Source organism: Roseovarius lutimaris (assembly GCF_900115165.1).
Classification (GTDB): Bacteria; Pseudomonadota; Alphaproteobacteria; order Rhodobacterales; family Rhodobacteraceae; genus Roseovarius; species Roseovarius lutimaris.
In genome coordinates this window covers 136,410-151,050 of the sequence record NZ_FOVP01000011.1, presented here as the reverse complement: position 1 = coordinate 151,050, position 14,641 = coordinate 136,410, and the positions used below count along the sequence as shown (strand labels likewise).

Sequence of the window (14,641 nt, the reverse complement as noted above, 5' to 3'; positions counted from 1 at the left end):
TCTTGCCCAGCTTGGGTAGGAGGTGCAGGCGCAGCGGGCTGACCCATAGCCCGTCCGCGCCGCCATGCTTCAGGCTTGCCTTATGAATTTCGTACGCCTCCCATGCGAGGTTCTCCAGGCGACCATCCCTGGAGTTGGACTGCTGTCTCTGCAGGCGCCGCTGTTTGACCGGATGGATCTCCGTCTGCACCTGCTGACGGGCCCAGTCAGCCTTCTTGCAGGCCTCGGCCAGGCCGACCCGCTTGAACGACCCAAGCCCCATTTCCCGTTGACGGCCCTACAGTTGAAAGCGAAATATCCATTAGCCGCCGCCATCCGCGCGCTTGTGAAGCCATAGACCCTGTCCATCGCAATGTTTTCCCATTGGTAGTGATTTCAGTTGTGCGACCGTGAATGCATTTGATTTTGCCATTGATACATCTCCTTTGTTATCTACGATCTCAATTGACACTGCCCGAAATTTCCCGGAACACAGTGACACCTTAAACCACTGACCTTTAAAGAACTTTAAAGCGGGTTGAGACGTCTTGAGACCGCATGACACAAGGAGGATACCCCTTCCGAGGGGAGTATTTCTGGAAAGATGAAAATGGGCCAGAGGCTGAGCGGGGTCTTTTGCCCATGACCCAAGGCCGCTAGGGTGCCGCTGAATGGATGCCTGTGAGGACAAGACGATGAACACCCCCATCGACCCGCCGACCGTTTTGCGCGACCTGTTTGACCGGGCCGTTGCGGTGGCCGATCCGATGCAAAGCCTGCATCACGCCCTGCCCGCGCGCGCGCAAGGCCGGTTGGTTGTTGTCGGCGCGGGCAAGGCAAGTGCGCGCATGGCCGAAGCGGTCGAGGCGGTCTATGGCCCCTGCGAGGGCCTGGTGATCACGCGCTATGGTTATGGCCGCCCCTGTCAGGGCATCGAGATTGTCGAGGCCGCGCATCCGGTGCCGGACGAGGCCGGGCTTGCCGCGACCGCGCGGATGCTTGATCTGGTGGCGGGGCTTGGCGAGGGCGACATGGTGCTTGCGCTGATCTCGGGCGGGGCCTCGGCGCTTTTGGTGCAGCCTGCGGGTGACATGACATTGCCGCAAAAGCAGGCGGTCAACGCCGCGCTTCTGGCCTCGGGGGCCCCGATTGGCCAGATGAACGTGGTGCGCAAGCATCTGAGCCGGGTGAAGGGCGGGCAGCTGGCCGCGGCGGCCTATCCTGCGCGGCTGCTGGCGTTGATGATCTCGGATGTGCCGGGCGATGACCCCGGCCAGATCGGATCGGGCCCGACCGTGGGCGAGGCCAGCACCCCCGCCGAGGCCCGCGCCATTCTTGAGCGGTTCGGGATCGAGGTGCCGGACGCGGCGATGGCGGCACTGAACAACCAAAGCGGGGTGATAGCGCCGGATGATATCCGTCTGAGCCGGGTTGAGAACGTGATATACGCGGCCCCCTCGCAATCGCTTGCAGCCGCTGCCGATCTGGCCCGCGCGCAGGGGATCGCGCCGCAGATCCTTGGCGACGCGCTTGAGGGCGAGGCCCGCGAGGTGGCCCGCGCCCATGCCAATGAGGCGCTTGCGATACAGGCTGATCTTGCGGCAGGGGCGGCGCCTGCGCTCTTGCTCTCGGGTGGAGAACTGACCGTCACGCGGCGCGGCGACGGGGTTGGCGGGCCGAATGCGGAATATGCGCTTGCCCTCGCCCTGGCGCTTGACGGCGCGGCGGGCATTCACGCGATTGCCTGTGACACAGACGGCGTTGATGGCGCCGCAGAGGTGGCCGGGGCGGTGATCGGGCCGGAAACATTGGCCAAGGCACAGGCGGCAGGGCGCGATCCGCACCGCGCGCTTGATCGCAATGATGCGCATGGGTTTTTCGGCGCGATCGGCGATCAGGTGGTGACCGGCCCGACCCTGACCAATGTCAACGATTTCCGCGCCATTCTCATAGAGCCGGTCTGACGTCGGGGTGCAGCAGCTGCGCTCGCGTAAAAATTGAGTCGCGTCTTCATTCGGGATTTGCAACACTGGAGCTTGTCTAAGAAAGAGGATCACCCATGCGCCGAAGATGTTTCATCGCCGCTGTTCTGGCCAGCACGCTGGGGCCTTGCCTGCCTTTGGCGGCGGCCCCCATGGCTATCACAGCAGAGGAAATTTCTGCCCTGCTGACCGGTAACACGATTATCGGCACCTGGTCCGGCACCCGCTATCGCCAGTATTTCGATGCCAATGGCACAACCATTTACGCACCCGAAGGCGGGCGTGCCGATGATGGGCGCTGGCGGGTGAACCCCGACACCAATGACTACGAAAGCTGGTGGCGCAGCACCGGCTGGACGCCCTACCTTCTGGTGCGCACCGAGGAGGGGGGATATGCTTGGGTCAACGGCGATCGGCTTGAGCCCTTCAAGGTCGTGCAGGGCAAACAGATTGACGGGTAGACACCGCCGCGAGGCGCGCTGTCAGGCGTGATGAGCCGCCCCTAGCGCAGATCGGGCAGGCCGATACCGGTCGACTCGAATCCACCATCGACGGCAATGATCTGGCCGGTGACATAGCTGGCGTTTTCTGAACAGAGGAAGGTGATCATCGAGGCGATTTCATCCTCGGTGCCATAGCGGTTCAACGGGATCGCATCGTGATAGGCCGCAATGATCGCGGGGCTGTGCACCGCCATGGCAAGCTTGGTCGCCACTGGCCCCGGACAGACGCAATTGGCGCGCACGCCAAACTCGCCAAGCTCTGCCGCTTGCTGTTGGGTCAGGTGTTTCACCGCCGCCTTCGAGGTGCCATAGGCCACCCGCAGGGTCGAGGCCCGCAAGCCCGAGATCGAGGCGATGTTCACAATCGCACCGCGCGCCGCGCAAAGCGCCTCGCGCAGGGCCTGACTTGTCAGAAACACACCATCAAGGTTGGTCTCCATCACCGTGCGCCAGCGGGCAAAATCGGTTTCGGCAATCGGGCCGAAATCGGCCACGCCGGCATTGTTGACCAGGGCATCGACACTCTCGCTTGTGGCCGTGACATGCGCCGCCAACTGCGCCACCTGATCGGGCTTTGATACGTCACAAACCACCGCATCAACGCCCACAAGCCCAGGTGCGGCCTGTTCAAGTGCGGGTTCGTCCCGGTCGACCATGACGACGCGCCAGCCCTGGTCGAGAAACTGCTTGGTGGTGGCAAGGCCGATTCCGCGGGCGGCCCCGGTAACGATGGCGGTTTTCATTTCTGGCCTTTCTGGTGACTATAGTTCGCCAGGAGTTTACGCCGGATCGGCAGGTCTTGACCATAAGGCTTTCACGGATGCGCGAAGTCTGACAGGCTGGCGCGAAAGGGCGCCGGATCAGTCCGAAACGGAGTCAGCCGTCGCTCTGGTCTGAGTTACGCTCAAACCCTGCCCGACCGATGCTTTCATAGGCCTCGAACCCGGCGCGTCTGGCATCCTGGACCGAATAGATATTGCGCAGGTCGGCCATGCGCGGGGTGTTCATCTTGCGCGCGATACGTTTGAGGTCGAGCGCGCGAAATTCGTTCCACTCGGTCAGGATCACCAGAAGATCGGCGTTATGGACGCATTTATAGGGGTCTTCCTGCCAGACCACGCCGGGCAAAAGCGCCTCGCCTTCGCGCTTGCCCTGCGGGTCGGCCACCCGCACCTTGGCGCCACCACCCACCATCGCGGGAATGATTGTCAGGCTGGGCGCGTCGCGCATGTCATCGGTATTGGGCTTGAAGGTCACACCAAGCACGCCGATGATCTTGCCGTTAAAGCTTCCGCCGCAGAGATCGAGAAGCTTGTCGATCATCCGGCGCTTGACCTCTTCGTTGACCTTGATCACCGTCTCGGTGATCTGCATCGGTAGCCCGTGTTCCTGTCCGATCCGGGCCAGAGCCTTGGTATCCTTGGGAAAGCACGAACCGCCATAGCCGGGGCCGGCATGCAGGAACTTATTGCCGATGCGGCCATCAAGCCCGATGCCATGGCTGACCTGTTTCACATCCGCGCCGGTGCGTTCGCATAGCGCCGCAATTTCGTTGATAAAGGTGATCTTGACCGCCAGAAAGGCGTTGGCGGCATATTTGATCATCTCGGCGCTTTCCAGATCGGTGGTCAGGATCGGAAAATCGCGCAGGTACAACGGGCGATAGATATCGGCCATCACCTCTGCGGCGCGATCCGTCTGAACCCCGACGACCACGCGATCGGGCTTCATGAAATCGTCGATCGCCGCCCCTTCGCGCAGAAACTCGGGGTTGCTGGCCACGTCAAACTCAAGGTCCGGGCGGGCCTTTTTGACCACCTGCTTGACCTGGCGATTGGTGCCGACGGGCACGGTGGATTTGGTGACGATCACCACATATTCCCTGGCCGCAAGGGCAATCTCTTCGGCCGCTGCCATCACATAGGTCAGATCGGCATGCCCGTCCCCGCGCCGTGTCGGTGTGCCGACGGCGATAAAAACCGCCTCGGCCCCGTCAACAGCCGCCACAAGATCGGTGGTAAAGGTCAGGCGTCCGGCCTCGACATTCTTGGCCATCAGCGTCTCAAGCCCCGGCTCGAAAATCGGCACCTCGCCGCTCTCCAGCGTGGCGATCTTGTCAGGGTTCTTGTCAACGCAGACCACGTCATGTCCGAAATCCGAGAAACAAACCCCGGACACAAGCCCGACATAGCCGGTGCCGATCATTGCAATTTTCATCTTCAATACCCCTGACTGTCACCAAGACCTTGGCCTGTAATGCGGTCCACAGGCAAGAGTGTCAACGATGCCCAAAGGCGGGTCTAGCGTGCCGCCCCGCGGGCGATATGGGTCGCCGCCCCGTCCACCGCGCCATGCACCAGAACGACCCCGAAAAGCGCATGCGCCTGATCAATAGAGTAGCGCCCAAGACGCACGTCCTCGGCCACTGCCTCTGGGTCGCGTGCAAACGGGTCGCCATAGCCGCCTCCGCCCGGCGTGCGCACATGCACGCGGTCGCCGGGGCCAAGCGGGATATCCTGCTCTTTTGACAGATGCGGCGGCGTATAAGGCAGCCCGCCGCGCCAGACCGTCACCTCGTTTGGCGCGCCGTCCGCCCCGCCAAGCGCGCCTTGCGGGCCAAAGCGGCCATGATCCATCACGAAACTCGCCTGCGCCTGGCCGCGCCGCAACTCGACCTCGTAATCAAGCCCGAAACCGCCGCGATATTCCCCCGCCCCGCCAGAGCCTTCGCGCAGACCATAATGGTGATAAAGCACCGGATAGGCCTGCTCCATGATCTCGACCGGTGGCGCCTTGGATATCCCGATGGTCGAGCAGCCATTGCTAAGACCATCGCCCATGGCAGAGCCGCCATAGCCGCCGCCAGACAGCTGATACATCACGAAATCGCGGCGCTTTTCGGGGTCATGCCCGCCAAGCGCGAAATTGCCGCTTGTCCCGGCGGGCGCGGCGGTTACCCGATCCGGCAAGGCCGCCACAAGCGCGGCAAAGACCGCCTCGGCGATCCGCTGGCTGACCTCGGCGGCACAGCCAGAGACCGGGCGCGGATACTGCGCATCCAGAAACGTGCCCTCAATCCCGGTCACGCAGAGCGGCTCGAACGCGCCGGCGCTTATCGGCACCTCGGGAAAGATATGGCGCATCGCGAGATAAACCGAGCTTAGCGTCGTGGCGCGCACCGAATTCATCGGCCCCCGGCAAGGCGCGCTTGAGCCGGTAAAGTCAAACAGCAAATCCTCGCCGTCGCGGGTCACGCTGAGCCGGATTTCCAGCGGCTCGTTGACCACGCCGTCGCTGTCGACATAGGCAATTGCGCGGTGCGGGCCGGGGCCGATGCCGTCGATGAAACTGCGCATTTGCGCCGCCGCGCGGCTGCGCAATTCGGCAATCGCCGCCGCCACCACGCCATCGCCATAGCGATCCAGCAGCGCATCAAGCCGCGCCGCACCAAAGTCAAGCGCCGCCGCCTGCGCCGTGACATCGCCAATCCGCTGATCTGCGACGCGGATGTTGGAGCAGATGATCGCGTAGATCTCGGTATCCATCACCCCGCGCTTGAACAGCTTGACCGGCGGCAGGCGCAGACCCTCTTGCTCGACCGAGGTGGCCGAGGCCGAAAATCCGCCCGGCACAGCGCCCCCGGTATCGGGCCAATGCCCGGTGTTGCTGAGCCAGCAAAACAGCGCGCCACCCCGGTAATAGGGCCGCGCAAAGCGCACATCCATGAGGTGCGTACCGCCAAGGTAAGGATCGTTAACGATATAGATATCGCCCGGTTCCGGCGTGCCGGCGCGGCCCTCCCTGATCATCGAGATCAGGGTGCGGGTCGAATATTGCATGGTGCCGACAAAGACCGGCAAGCCGCCCAACCCCTGGGCAATCAAGGCACCGTCAACCGCGTCATATATCCCGTCAGAACGGTCATTCGCCTCGGCGATCACCGGCGAAAAGGCGGCGCGAGAAAACGCCAGGTCCATCTCGTCGCAGACCTGTTGCAACCCGGCCTGAATGACCGACAGGGTGATCGGATCAAGCGTCATTACACTGCCCCCCGATATGCATGATGATATTGCCATTTGCATCGCCCGTGGCGCGATCGCCCGGCTCGATCAGAGTGGTGGTGTCCATCTGCTCGATCACCGCCGGGCCGGTCATCTCGAAGGCCAGCGGCAGGTAATCGCGCCAATAGATCGCCACATCGTGCCAGTCCCCGCCAAAATAGACAGGGCGCCGCCCGATTTCGGCCTCTTGCACGGTGGCGCGGCGGCCCTCGGGATCAATCAGCGTCGACAAATCAAGCGGCGCGCGCGCGCCGATCACCGAGCAATTGGCATTGACCAGATTGGCGCGGATATCGGCAAGCCTGACCCGGAAACGATTGAAATAGGCCGTCTCGAACAGCGCGTGAAGCGTGGCCTTGTCCACCTCTGGCCCCGGCAGATCAACCCGGAGCAAATGGGTCTGGCCGATGAACTGCATATCCACCGAATAGAGATAACGCCGCCCGCTGAGCGCAATCGTCTCGCGGTCAACCAGCCGGTCGCCCTCGGCGGATTGCGCGGCAAAGACCTCGGCCAAGGCCCCCTCGGGCAGGGCATCCAGCGGTGTGTTCAGGGTGCGCACGAAATCATGGCGCAGGTCGGCCACGACACAGCCGATGGCATTGGTGATGCCGGGGCGCGCAGGCACAAGTACGCGCGGCAGGCCCAATTCACGCGCCAGAGCGGCGGCATGCAAGGGCCCGGCCCCGCCAAAGGCAAACAGCGCGAAATCACGCGGGTCGGCGCCAAGCGACAGCGACACCATGCGAATGGCCCCGGCCATCTTGGTGTTGGCGATGCGGATCACCGCCTCGGCTGCGGCGGTCACATCAAGCCCGAGAGGCGCACCAAGCCGGGTTGCAAACACCCGCGCCACCGCATCCGTTGCAATTGCCCCGGTCTTGGCAAGCTGCGCCGGGTTGAGCCGCCCGAGAATAAGGTTGGCATCCGAAATCGTCGGCTCTGTGCCGCCGCGCCCGTAACAGACCGGGCCGGGCTCGGCGCCGGCACTTTCGGGGCCGACCTCAAGCAGACCGGCGGCATTCACGCGCGCGATTGATCCACCGCCGGCCCCCACGGTGCGCACATCGACCATCGGCACATGGATCGGCATGGCATATTCGATCTCGATCTCGCCCGACACGGCCGGTTCCGCCCCCCGGATCAATGCCACATCGGTCGAGGTGCCGCCCATGTCATAGGTGATCAGGTTCTCCATCCCCGCCAGCCGCCCGGTATAGGCCGCCGCCATCACGCCCGACGCGGGCCCCGACATGACCGTCTTGGCAGCCTCGTGCGCAACGCTGCGGGCCGAGACCATGCCGCCATTGCCGTTCATCACCAACACATCACGGGTATAGCCCCCCGCCGCCAGCTCATCCGTAAGCCGGGTCAGATAGCGCGCCAGAATGGGTTGCACACTGGCATTGACCGCCGCCGTCACACCGCGCTCGAACTCGCGGCTTTCCGACAGGATCGCATGGCCCATGGTGATGTGGTCATTGGGCCAGATTCCGGCCAAAATCTCGGCGGCGCGACGCTCGTGAGCGGGGTTGGCATAAGCGTGCAGGAAATGCACCACCACCGAGATACAGCCCTGATCGAGCAACTGTTGCCCGGCGGCCAGAACCGCCGCCTCGTCCAGCTGGGTCACGACCGCGCCGCTGGCATCGACACGCTCGGCCACCTCGAGGCGCAGATCGCGCGGAATGATCGGGATGAATTGCCCCGTCATGCCATAGGCCTGAGGCCGCGTGCGTCGGCCCAGCTCAAGCACATCGCGGAACCCGGCGGTGGTGATCAGCCCGGTGCGACTCAGCTTGCGTTCGAGCACGGCGTTGGTGGTGGTCGTGGTGCCATGCACGATAAGGTCAAGCGCCGCCAGATCACACTCGGCGGCGGCGAGCGCCTCGATCACGCCATGGGCCTGATTGTCGATGGTGCTTGGCACCTTGGCAAGGCGCACGCTGCCGGTCTTTGCATCAAGCTGCACGAGATCCGTGAAGGTACCGCCGACGTCTATTCCGGCCACCTGCCCTGTTTGCCGCTTGTCCATCTGCCCGCCTTTGCCCCGCTTTTGCCCCAGCTTGGCGAGGGCTGGGCAAAAGTCAACGCGCTTGCGCCGATGGGGCGGGTCCGCAAAGAAAAACGGCCCCGCCAGTCAAGGCGGGGCCGTTCAATCTCTGCCTAAAGCCGGGTGGCCTTAGTCTTTGTCGCCCTTCAGGGCCGCGCCAAGAATATCGCCCAGCGAGGCGCCCGAATCGGACGAGCCATACTGTTCGACGGCTTCTTTTTCTTCGGCAATCTCACGCGCCTTGATCGACAGGCCAAGACGACGGGTCTTGCTATCGACGTTGGTCACGCGGGCGTCGATCTTGTCACCGACCGAGAAACGCTCGGGGCGCTGTTCGGCACGGTCACGCGACAGATCAGAGCGGCGGATGAAGGATTTCATGCCTTCATATTCCACTTCGATCCCGCCATCTTCGATCGCGGTCACGGCAACGGTGATGATCGAGCCACGCTTCACGCCACCAACGGCCTCGGCGAATTTGTCACCGCCAAGCGCCTTGATCGACAGCGAAATACGCTCTTTCTCGATATCGACTTCCGAGACAACCGCCTGAACCATATCGCCTTTGCGATAGTTCTGGATGGCTTCCTCGCCGCGCTCGTCCCAGCTCAGGTCGCTGAGGTGAACCATGCCGTCGATTTCGCCTTCGAGGCCAATGAACAGACCGAATTCGGTGATGTTCTTGACTTCGCCTTCGACCTCGGTGCCCTCGGGGTGGGTTTCTGCAAACACTTCCCACGGGTTGCGCATGGTCTGTTTGAGACCAAGGCTGACGCGGCGCTTGGCCCCGTCGATTTCCAGAACCATGACTTCGACTTCCTGGCTCGTCGAAACGATCTTGCCGGGATGTACGTTCTTCTTGGTCCAGGACATTTCCGAAACGTGAACAAGGCCTTCTACGCCGGGCTCAAGCTCAACAAATGCACCGTAATCGGTGATGTTGGTCACGCGGCCGGTGTGTACCGATTCCAGCGGATACTTAGCAGCAACCAGATCCCACGGATCTTCCTGCAACTGCTTCATACCAAGGCTGATACGGTGGGTTTCCTTGTTGATCTTGATGACCTGAACCTTGACGGTTTCGCCAATCGCCAGGATCTCGCTGGGGTGGTTCACACGGCGCCATGCCATGTCGGTCACGTGCAGCAACCCGTCAACACCGCCCAGATCAACGAACGCACCGTATTCGGTGATGTTCTTGACCACGCCCTCGACATTCTGACCCTCGGTCAGGTTGCCAATGACTTCGGCGCGCTGTTCGGCACGGCTTTCTTCGAGGATGGCGCGACGCGACACAACGATGTTGCCACGGCGACGATCCATTTTCAGGATCTGGAAGGGCTGTTTCAGACCCATCAGCGGGCCGGCATCGCGCACGGGGCGCACATCAACCTGAGAGCCGGGCAGGAACGCAACAGCGCCGCCCAGATCAACAGTAAAGCCACCTTTGACACGGCCAAAGATCGCGCCTTCAACGCGCTCTTCGTCGGCATAGGCTTTTTCAAGACGATCCCAGGCTTCTTCGCGGCGGGCCATTTCACGCGAAATGACGGCTTCGCCACGCGAGTTTTCGGCCGAGCGCAGGAAGACTTCTACCTCGTCGCCAACGGCGATTTCGGGGGCTTCACCGGGATTTGCGAATTCTTTAAGATCGACGCGACCTTCCATCTTGTAGCCTACGTCGATGATGGCTTGGCCTGCTTCGATTGCGATGACCTTGCCTTTGACAACAGACCCTTCGTCGGGTGTGTCCATTTCGAAGCTTTCGTTCAGGAGGGCTTCGAATTCCTCCATAGATGTGTTCTGAGCCATGTGGTCTCTGGTTTCCTTTACAAAATTTTTCTGGCCACGCGGTTGTCTCCGCAGGTCTTGAGGGTTTCATTGGTCAAAGACAGAACGCAAAACAAAGAGGGCCGGTTGTCCCGACCCTGCTCAATCTCAATGTGGTGCGGTGGTTTCCACCTTCTCGACGAGGCGTCTATAGCGCCTGCCCAAGCGATGTTCAAGCCATTCCTGCGTCTAAGCGGCGGGCGGCTCAGTGACCTCTAACCGGTGCAGGGCGTCCAGTATCGCCTGATGACCCGGAACATAGTGTTCTGCCAAATGAACGCAGACCGGAACCCACTCGAAATAGGTTCGGCCATTTCCTAAATGCGGCGACTTATATCTATCCTCAGGTAAACCAAGAAGCTCTTGGCAATTTTTTTGAATAAACTCCTTTGCTTCATACTCCCGCTTTTGCTCCTCACGCCCACTTCTATAGTTGAGCGGCTCAGAGAATTGCTCTGCTACCTTGGGCGTCAGGCACGCACGCCGAAGAAACCCTTCTGCAATCAATTCCCTGCCGTCAGGCGCAAGTCCAGACGCACCCTTGAAGGCCAGAAAAACCAAAAGCGCGCAATCCAGAGGTTCGTTGCGATAACATCGCAATGCCAGTTCGACCTTTAACAACACCCGCTTTATCTGACGCATCGACAGCTTGCTGATCGGGGCCAATTCCCCGGCCAGTTTAGCAGCCCGCGCCACGCTAAATTCCTGATCCTCGCCATAGGGAATCTCCAACGGCAATTGCTCCGCAAGGTGCCGGGTCGCCGCCTTTAGCGTTTCATCCGTCTGGGGCAATTGCAGGCGAATATCGACAAACTTGTCGAGATAGCGCTCGCCCTCGACAAATGACCCGAACCTTTTGGCGGCCACGTTTTCAAGGTAATCCGCATTCACCATGAGGCAGAATACAAAGCCCGGATGATCAAAAACCAATTTCATCGCCTCAAGCAAGGCAATTGCATATTCCGGGTGACAGCGATCCAATTCGTCAATGAGGATCACGATGCGTTTGGTGTCGCTGTCCTTGGTCAAAGCGGCGTGCAAGGCAGAAAGCTGCTCTGGAAGCTCTTTCTGACGCACCTGTTCAGAGGCAAGCTGTGCGGCAATCAGATCACCGGCAAGCTTTGACATGCCATTGCCAACATCCTCTACCACGTTCTCCAGCGCTGAAATGCCTTCCACCTGATCCGCGGCAGTGTCCGTGACAAGATCAATCACCTCGTCCGCAGCACTGCGCGCAAGCATGCGCGTAACGGTGCGCGCGGTGAGGCCCGCGATCTTTTTGCCGCGTTCAAAGGCGTCTTGCCGTGCAGTCTTGTCCTCAATAGGCAACATATTGATGAGAGCACCGACAAAACTTACAACCGGATCGCCCGAGTGGTCGGATTGCTGTGCATCAATCTCGACAACGATCTCGCCCATCTGGCGCAGATGCTCGGCCCAAGCCTTGCGGAAGAAAGTCTTGCCGCGCCCAAAGCCCGCTTCAATCGAGATGACTTTGGCCTCGTCTATCGACGCGATGAGGTTGCCGAACGTCTCGCCGATTGCCTTGTACCCCGGAAGGTCTTCATTCCAAGGGTCCGGCGGTAAAGTTGCATTCATCTAAATAACTCTATAGGAAAAAAATTATTGTCAGATGATTGCCTGCGCCAAGTTGCTCTGCAAGAAAATTCTACAATATGGAGCTGAGCCAAAGGCGCGTATTTTCTCACGCTTGGCCGCCCCCTGCGCCATTTTGCGCCTGATCGGCCACAGCAAGCCCTTGCGCCACCAGATCAATTGCCGCCTGCACCGCCGATTCAATCGTCATCGCCGAGGTATCCAGCAAAAGCGCGTCTTTGGCGGGCTTCAACGGCGCGGTGGCGCGGGCGCTGTCGCGAGCGTCGCGGGTGCGCAGATCGTCAAGCACCTCTTCCAGGGTCACGTCCTGGCCCTTTTCACAAAGCTCCTTGTGGCGGCGGCGCGCGCGCTCGTCATCGCCTGCGGTCACGTAAAGCTTTACCTCGGCATCGGGGCAGATGACCGTGCCGATATCGCGCCCGTCAAGCACCGCCCCGCCCGAACGCCGCGCAAAGGCGCGTTGAAAATCCACCAGAGCGGCGCGCACTTCGGGGATCGCGGCGACGCGGCTGGCGGCCTGCCCAACCTCGGAGCTGCGCAGATCGTCGGCCTCAAGGTCCGCCGCCCGAAGGCTTTGCGCGGCCTCGACCGCATCGAGCCCCTGAAGCATCCGCCGCCCCGTTGCGCGGTACAAAAGTCCGGTATCAAGGTGGGCAAAGCCAAAATGCGCCGCCACAGCCCGGCCAATCGTGCCTTTGCCCGCTGCCGCAGGCCCGTCAATCGCAATGGTAAAGGCCATCGGCGCCATCCTATTCTTCCCGGGTCCCCTAGCTAGCCGATTGCCGCCAAAGGCTCAAGCGTCGCTTGCCGCTTGACCCGGGTGGATTGGCAAGGCATCACCACGGCCATGCAGATTTACAAGATTTTCCGCGCCCCCGAATGGGCCGAGTTGCGCGCCAAGGGCGAAACCCGCGGCGCCCCGGTGGATCTGGCCGATGGCTTTGTGCATTTCTCGACGCTTGAACAGACGCCTGAAACCGCCGCCAAGCACTTCGCGGGCGAGGACGGGTTGATGCTTGTGGCGATCGAGGTGGACCGGCTTGGGGATGACCTAAAGTGGGAGGCCTCTCGCGGCGGGGCGCTTTTCCCGCATCTTTACCGCACTCTGGCGCTCAGTGATGTGGCCTGGGGCCAGCCCCTGCCGCTGGTGGACGGCGTGCATCAGTTTCCCGCGGGTCTCGCATGACACCGCTGGAGCGGATCGGTCTTGCGGCGCTGCACCGGTGTGACCCCGAGACCGCCCATGGCCTTGCGCTCAAGGCACTGCGTCTCGGGCTGGCGCCCCGGCCCGGCCCATTCAGCACCACGCGCCTCAAGACCAGTGTTGCGGGGCTTTCCCTGCCCAATCCGGTTGGTCTGGCAGCCGGGTTTGACAAGAACGCCGAGGCCCTCACCCCGCTCTCACGTGCGGGTTTCGGGTTTGTCGAGGTCGGCGCCGTCACCCCCCGGCCACAGCCGGGCAACCCGCGCCCGCGTCTGTTTCGCCTGAGCGAAGACAGTGCCGTCATCAACCGCTTCGGCTTTAACAACCTCGGGATGGAGGCCGCCGCCACCCGCCTTGCCATGCGCCCAAAAGATGCCGTGATCGGGCTCAATCTTGGCGCCAACAAGGATAGCGATGATCGCGCCGAGGATTTCGCCCGCGTGCTGGCTCATTGCGGCGCGCATCTGGATTTTGCCACGGTCAATGTCTCAAGTCCCAACACCGAAAGGCTGCGCGATCTGCAAGGCGCCGAGGCGCTCACGGCGCTTCTCAAGGGGGTGATGGAGGCGCGCGACTGGCTTCCCACTCCGATCCCGATCTTCCTTAAAATCGCGCCCGATCTGGGCGATACAGAGCTGTCCGAGATCGCCGATGTGGCGCGCACGTCCGGCCTGAGCGGGATCATCGCCACCAACACGACCCTGTCGCGCGACGGACTAAACAGCGCGATGAAGGATCAGGCCGGCGGGCTCTCGGGCCAGCCGCTGTTTGAAAAATCAACCCGCGTTCTGGCGCGCCTGTCGCAATTGACGGACGGCGACATGCCCCTGATCGGGGTCGGCGGCATCGCGAGCGCAGAACAGGCCTATGCCAAGATTTGCGCCGGGGCCAGCGCGGTACAGCTTTATTCAGCGCTGGTGTATCAGGGGATATCACTGGCAGGTGAGATTGCGCAGGGCCTCGATGCCCTGCTCGCCAAAGACGGTTTTGCCAACGTCGCCGAGGCCGTCGGCAGTAAAAGAGGAGACTGGCTATGATCACGCTCTGGCACAATCCGCGCTGTTCCAAATCGCGCGCCGCGCTCGCGCTTTTGCGGGACAAGGGCGCGCCCCTCACCCTGCGCCGCTATCTTGACGATCCCCCTGACCTGGCCGAGCTGCGGCGCGTTCATGCCCTTCTGGGCGGCAAGGTCATCGACATGATGCGCCCCGGTGAGGCGCGCTTTAAAGAGCTTGGCCTTGGCCGCGACACGAGCGAGGACACGCTTTTGGCGGCGATGGCCGACAACCCCATTCTGATCGAGCGGCCCATCGCCATCGCCGGGACCCGCGCCGTGATCGGGCGCCCGCCCGAACAGGTGCTTGACCTGCTTTAAGGGCTAGACCGGCGGCACCGGGCGCGCCGGATTATCC

12 protein-coding genes and 1 pseudogene are annotated in these 14,641 nt (G+C 62.0%); 5 read left to right on the top strand and 8 right to left on the bottom strand.

Annotated elements, in window-relative coordinates; translation table 11 throughout:
• Positions 1–262, bottom strand: a pseudogene (locus BMZ91_RS21625) (integrase); the annotation flags it as partial.
• A 412-nt stretch (positions 263–674) separates the two neighbouring features.
• On the opposite strand from BMZ91_RS21625, the gene BMZ91_RS11395 reads away from it, so the two are divergent.
• A complete protein-coding gene (locus BMZ91_RS11395; RefSeq protein WP_092838735.1) occupies positions 675–1,943 on the top strand; it encodes a glycerate kinase type-2 family protein in 1,269 nt (422 codons plus the stop codon).
• 95 nt (positions 1,944–2,038) lie between these two features.
• The gene (locus tag BMZ91_RS11390) at positions 2,039–2,422 is read left to right on the top strand and encodes a hypothetical protein (protein ID WP_092838684.1); all 384 of its coding nucleotides are present in this window, start codon (positions 2,039–2,041) and stop codon (positions 2,420–2,422) included.
• A 41-nt stretch (positions 2,423–2,463) separates the two neighbouring features.
• Here the strand turns inward: BMZ91_RS11390 and BMZ91_RS11385 are convergent, their stop codons facing one another.
• From BMZ91_RS11385 to BMZ91_RS11355, 7 genes are all read right to left on the bottom strand, one after another.
• Positions 2,464–3,207 carry an SDR family NAD(P)-dependent oxidoreductase gene (locus BMZ91_RS11385; protein ID WP_092838681.1) on the bottom strand — a complete coding sequence of 248 codons (744 nt, stop codon included), beginning with the start codon at positions 3,205–3,207 and terminating at the stop codon, positions 2,464–2,466.
• A 133-nt stretch (positions 3,208–3,340) separates the two neighbouring features.
• Positions 3,341–4,681: a UDP-glucose dehydrogenase family protein gene (locus tag BMZ91_RS11380; RefSeq protein WP_092838678.1), complete on the bottom strand. Its 1,341-nt coding sequence runs from the start codon at positions 4,679–4,681 to the stop codon at positions 3,341–3,343.
• An 83-nt stretch (positions 4,682–4,764) separates the two neighbouring features.
• Entirely contained in the window at positions 4,765–6,504 is a 1,740-nt protein-coding gene (locus BMZ91_RS11375) for a hydantoinase B/oxoprolinase family protein (protein WP_092838675.1), read from the bottom strand.
• Positions 6,494–8,560 carry a hydantoinase/oxoprolinase family protein gene (locus tag BMZ91_RS11370; protein ID WP_092838672.1) on the bottom strand — a complete coding sequence of 689 codons (2,067 nt, stop codon included), beginning with the start codon at positions 8,558–8,560 and terminating at the stop codon, positions 6,494–6,496. The genes BMZ91_RS11375 and BMZ91_RS11370 overlap by 11 nt, the downstream gene beginning before the upstream one ends.
• A gap of 147 nt (positions 8,561–8,707) precedes the next feature.
• Positions 8,708–10,444 (bottom strand): 30S ribosomal protein S1, encoded by a 1,737-nt coding sequence (gene rpsA, locus BMZ91_RS11365; protein WP_281243355.1) that lies wholly within the window; start codon positions 10,442–10,444, stop codon positions 8,708–8,710.
• A 153-nt stretch (positions 10,445–10,597) separates the two neighbouring features.
• The gene (locus BMZ91_RS11360; RefSeq protein ID WP_092838666.1) at positions 10,598–12,007 is read right to left on the bottom strand and encodes a KAP family P-loop NTPase fold protein; all 1,410 of its coding nucleotides are present in this window, start codon (positions 12,005–12,007) and stop codon (positions 10,598–10,600) included.
• Between the two features lie 106 nt (positions 12,008–12,113).
• Positions 12,114–12,764 (bottom strand): (d)CMP kinase, encoded by a 651-nt coding sequence (locus BMZ91_RS11355; RefSeq protein WP_092838663.1) that lies wholly within the window; start codon positions 12,762–12,764, stop codon positions 12,114–12,116.
• 108 nt (positions 12,765–12,872) lie between these two features.
• On the opposite strand from BMZ91_RS11355, the gene BMZ91_RS11350 reads away from it, so the two are divergent.
• From BMZ91_RS11350 to arsC, 3 genes are read left to right on the top strand one after another with little or no spacing between them, the layout of a single operon-like run.
• On the top strand, positions 12,873–13,211 hold the full coding sequence (locus BMZ91_RS11350) for a DUF952 domain-containing protein (RefSeq protein ID WP_092838733.1): 339 nt from the start codon (positions 12,873–12,875) through the stop codon (positions 13,209–13,211).
• Entirely contained in the window at positions 13,208–14,266 is a 1,059-nt protein-coding gene (locus tag BMZ91_RS11345) for a quinone-dependent dihydroorotate dehydrogenase (RefSeq protein ID WP_092838660.1), read from the top strand. Before BMZ91_RS11350 ends, BMZ91_RS11345 begins: the two co-directional genes overlap by 4 nt.
• The gene (arsC, locus tag BMZ91_RS11340; protein WP_092838657.1) at positions 14,263–14,604 is read left to right on the top strand and encodes an arsenate reductase (glutaredoxin); all 342 of its coding nucleotides are present in this window, start codon (positions 14,263–14,265) and stop codon (positions 14,602–14,604) included. Before BMZ91_RS11345 ends, arsC begins: the two co-directional genes overlap by 4 nt.
• Positions 14,605–14,641: the final 37 nt, after the last annotated feature.

Bases quoted from the DNA above. Each gene is read 5' to 3' on its own strand.
- BMZ91_RS11395 (WP_092838735.1), top strand. From the start codon at position 675: ATGAACACCCCCATCGACCCGCCGACCGTTTTGCGCGACCTGTTTGAC.
- BMZ91_RS11390 (WP_092838684.1), top strand. From the start codon at position 2,039: ATGCGCCGAAGATGTTTCATCGCCGCTGTTCTGGCCAGCACGCTGGGG.
- BMZ91_RS11385 (WP_092838681.1), bottom strand. From the start codon at position 3,207: ATGAAAACCGCCATCGTTACCGGGGCCGCCCGCGGAATCGGCCTTGCC.
- BMZ91_RS11380 (WP_092838678.1), bottom strand. From the start codon at position 4,681: ATGAAAATTGCAATGATCGGCACCGGCTATGTCGGGCTTGTGTCCGGG.
- BMZ91_RS11375 (WP_092838675.1), bottom strand. From the start codon at position 6,504: ATGACGCTTGATCCGATCACCCTGTCGGTCATTCAGGCCGGGTTGCAA.
- BMZ91_RS11370 (WP_092838672.1), bottom strand. From the start codon at position 8,560: ATGGACAAGCGGCAAACAGGGCAGGTGGCCGGAATAGACGTCGGCGGT.
- BMZ91_RS11360 (WP_092838666.1), bottom strand. From the start codon at position 12,007: ATGAATGCAACTTTACCGCCGGACCCTTGGAATGAAGACCTTCCGGGG.
- BMZ91_RS11355 (WP_092838663.1), bottom strand. From the start codon at position 12,764: ATGGCCTTTACCATTGCGATTGACGGGCCTGCGGCAGCGGGCAAAGGC.
- BMZ91_RS11350 (WP_092838733.1), top strand. From the start codon at position 12,873: ATGCAGATTTACAAGATTTTCCGCGCCCCCGAATGGGCCGAGTTGCGC.
- BMZ91_RS11345 (WP_092838660.1), top strand. From the start codon at position 13,208: ATGACACCGCTGGAGCGGATCGGTCTTGCGGCGCTGCACCGGTGTGAC.
- arsC (WP_092838657.1), top strand. From the start codon at position 14,263: ATGATCACGCTCTGGCACAATCCGCGCTGTTCCAAATCGCGCGCCGCG.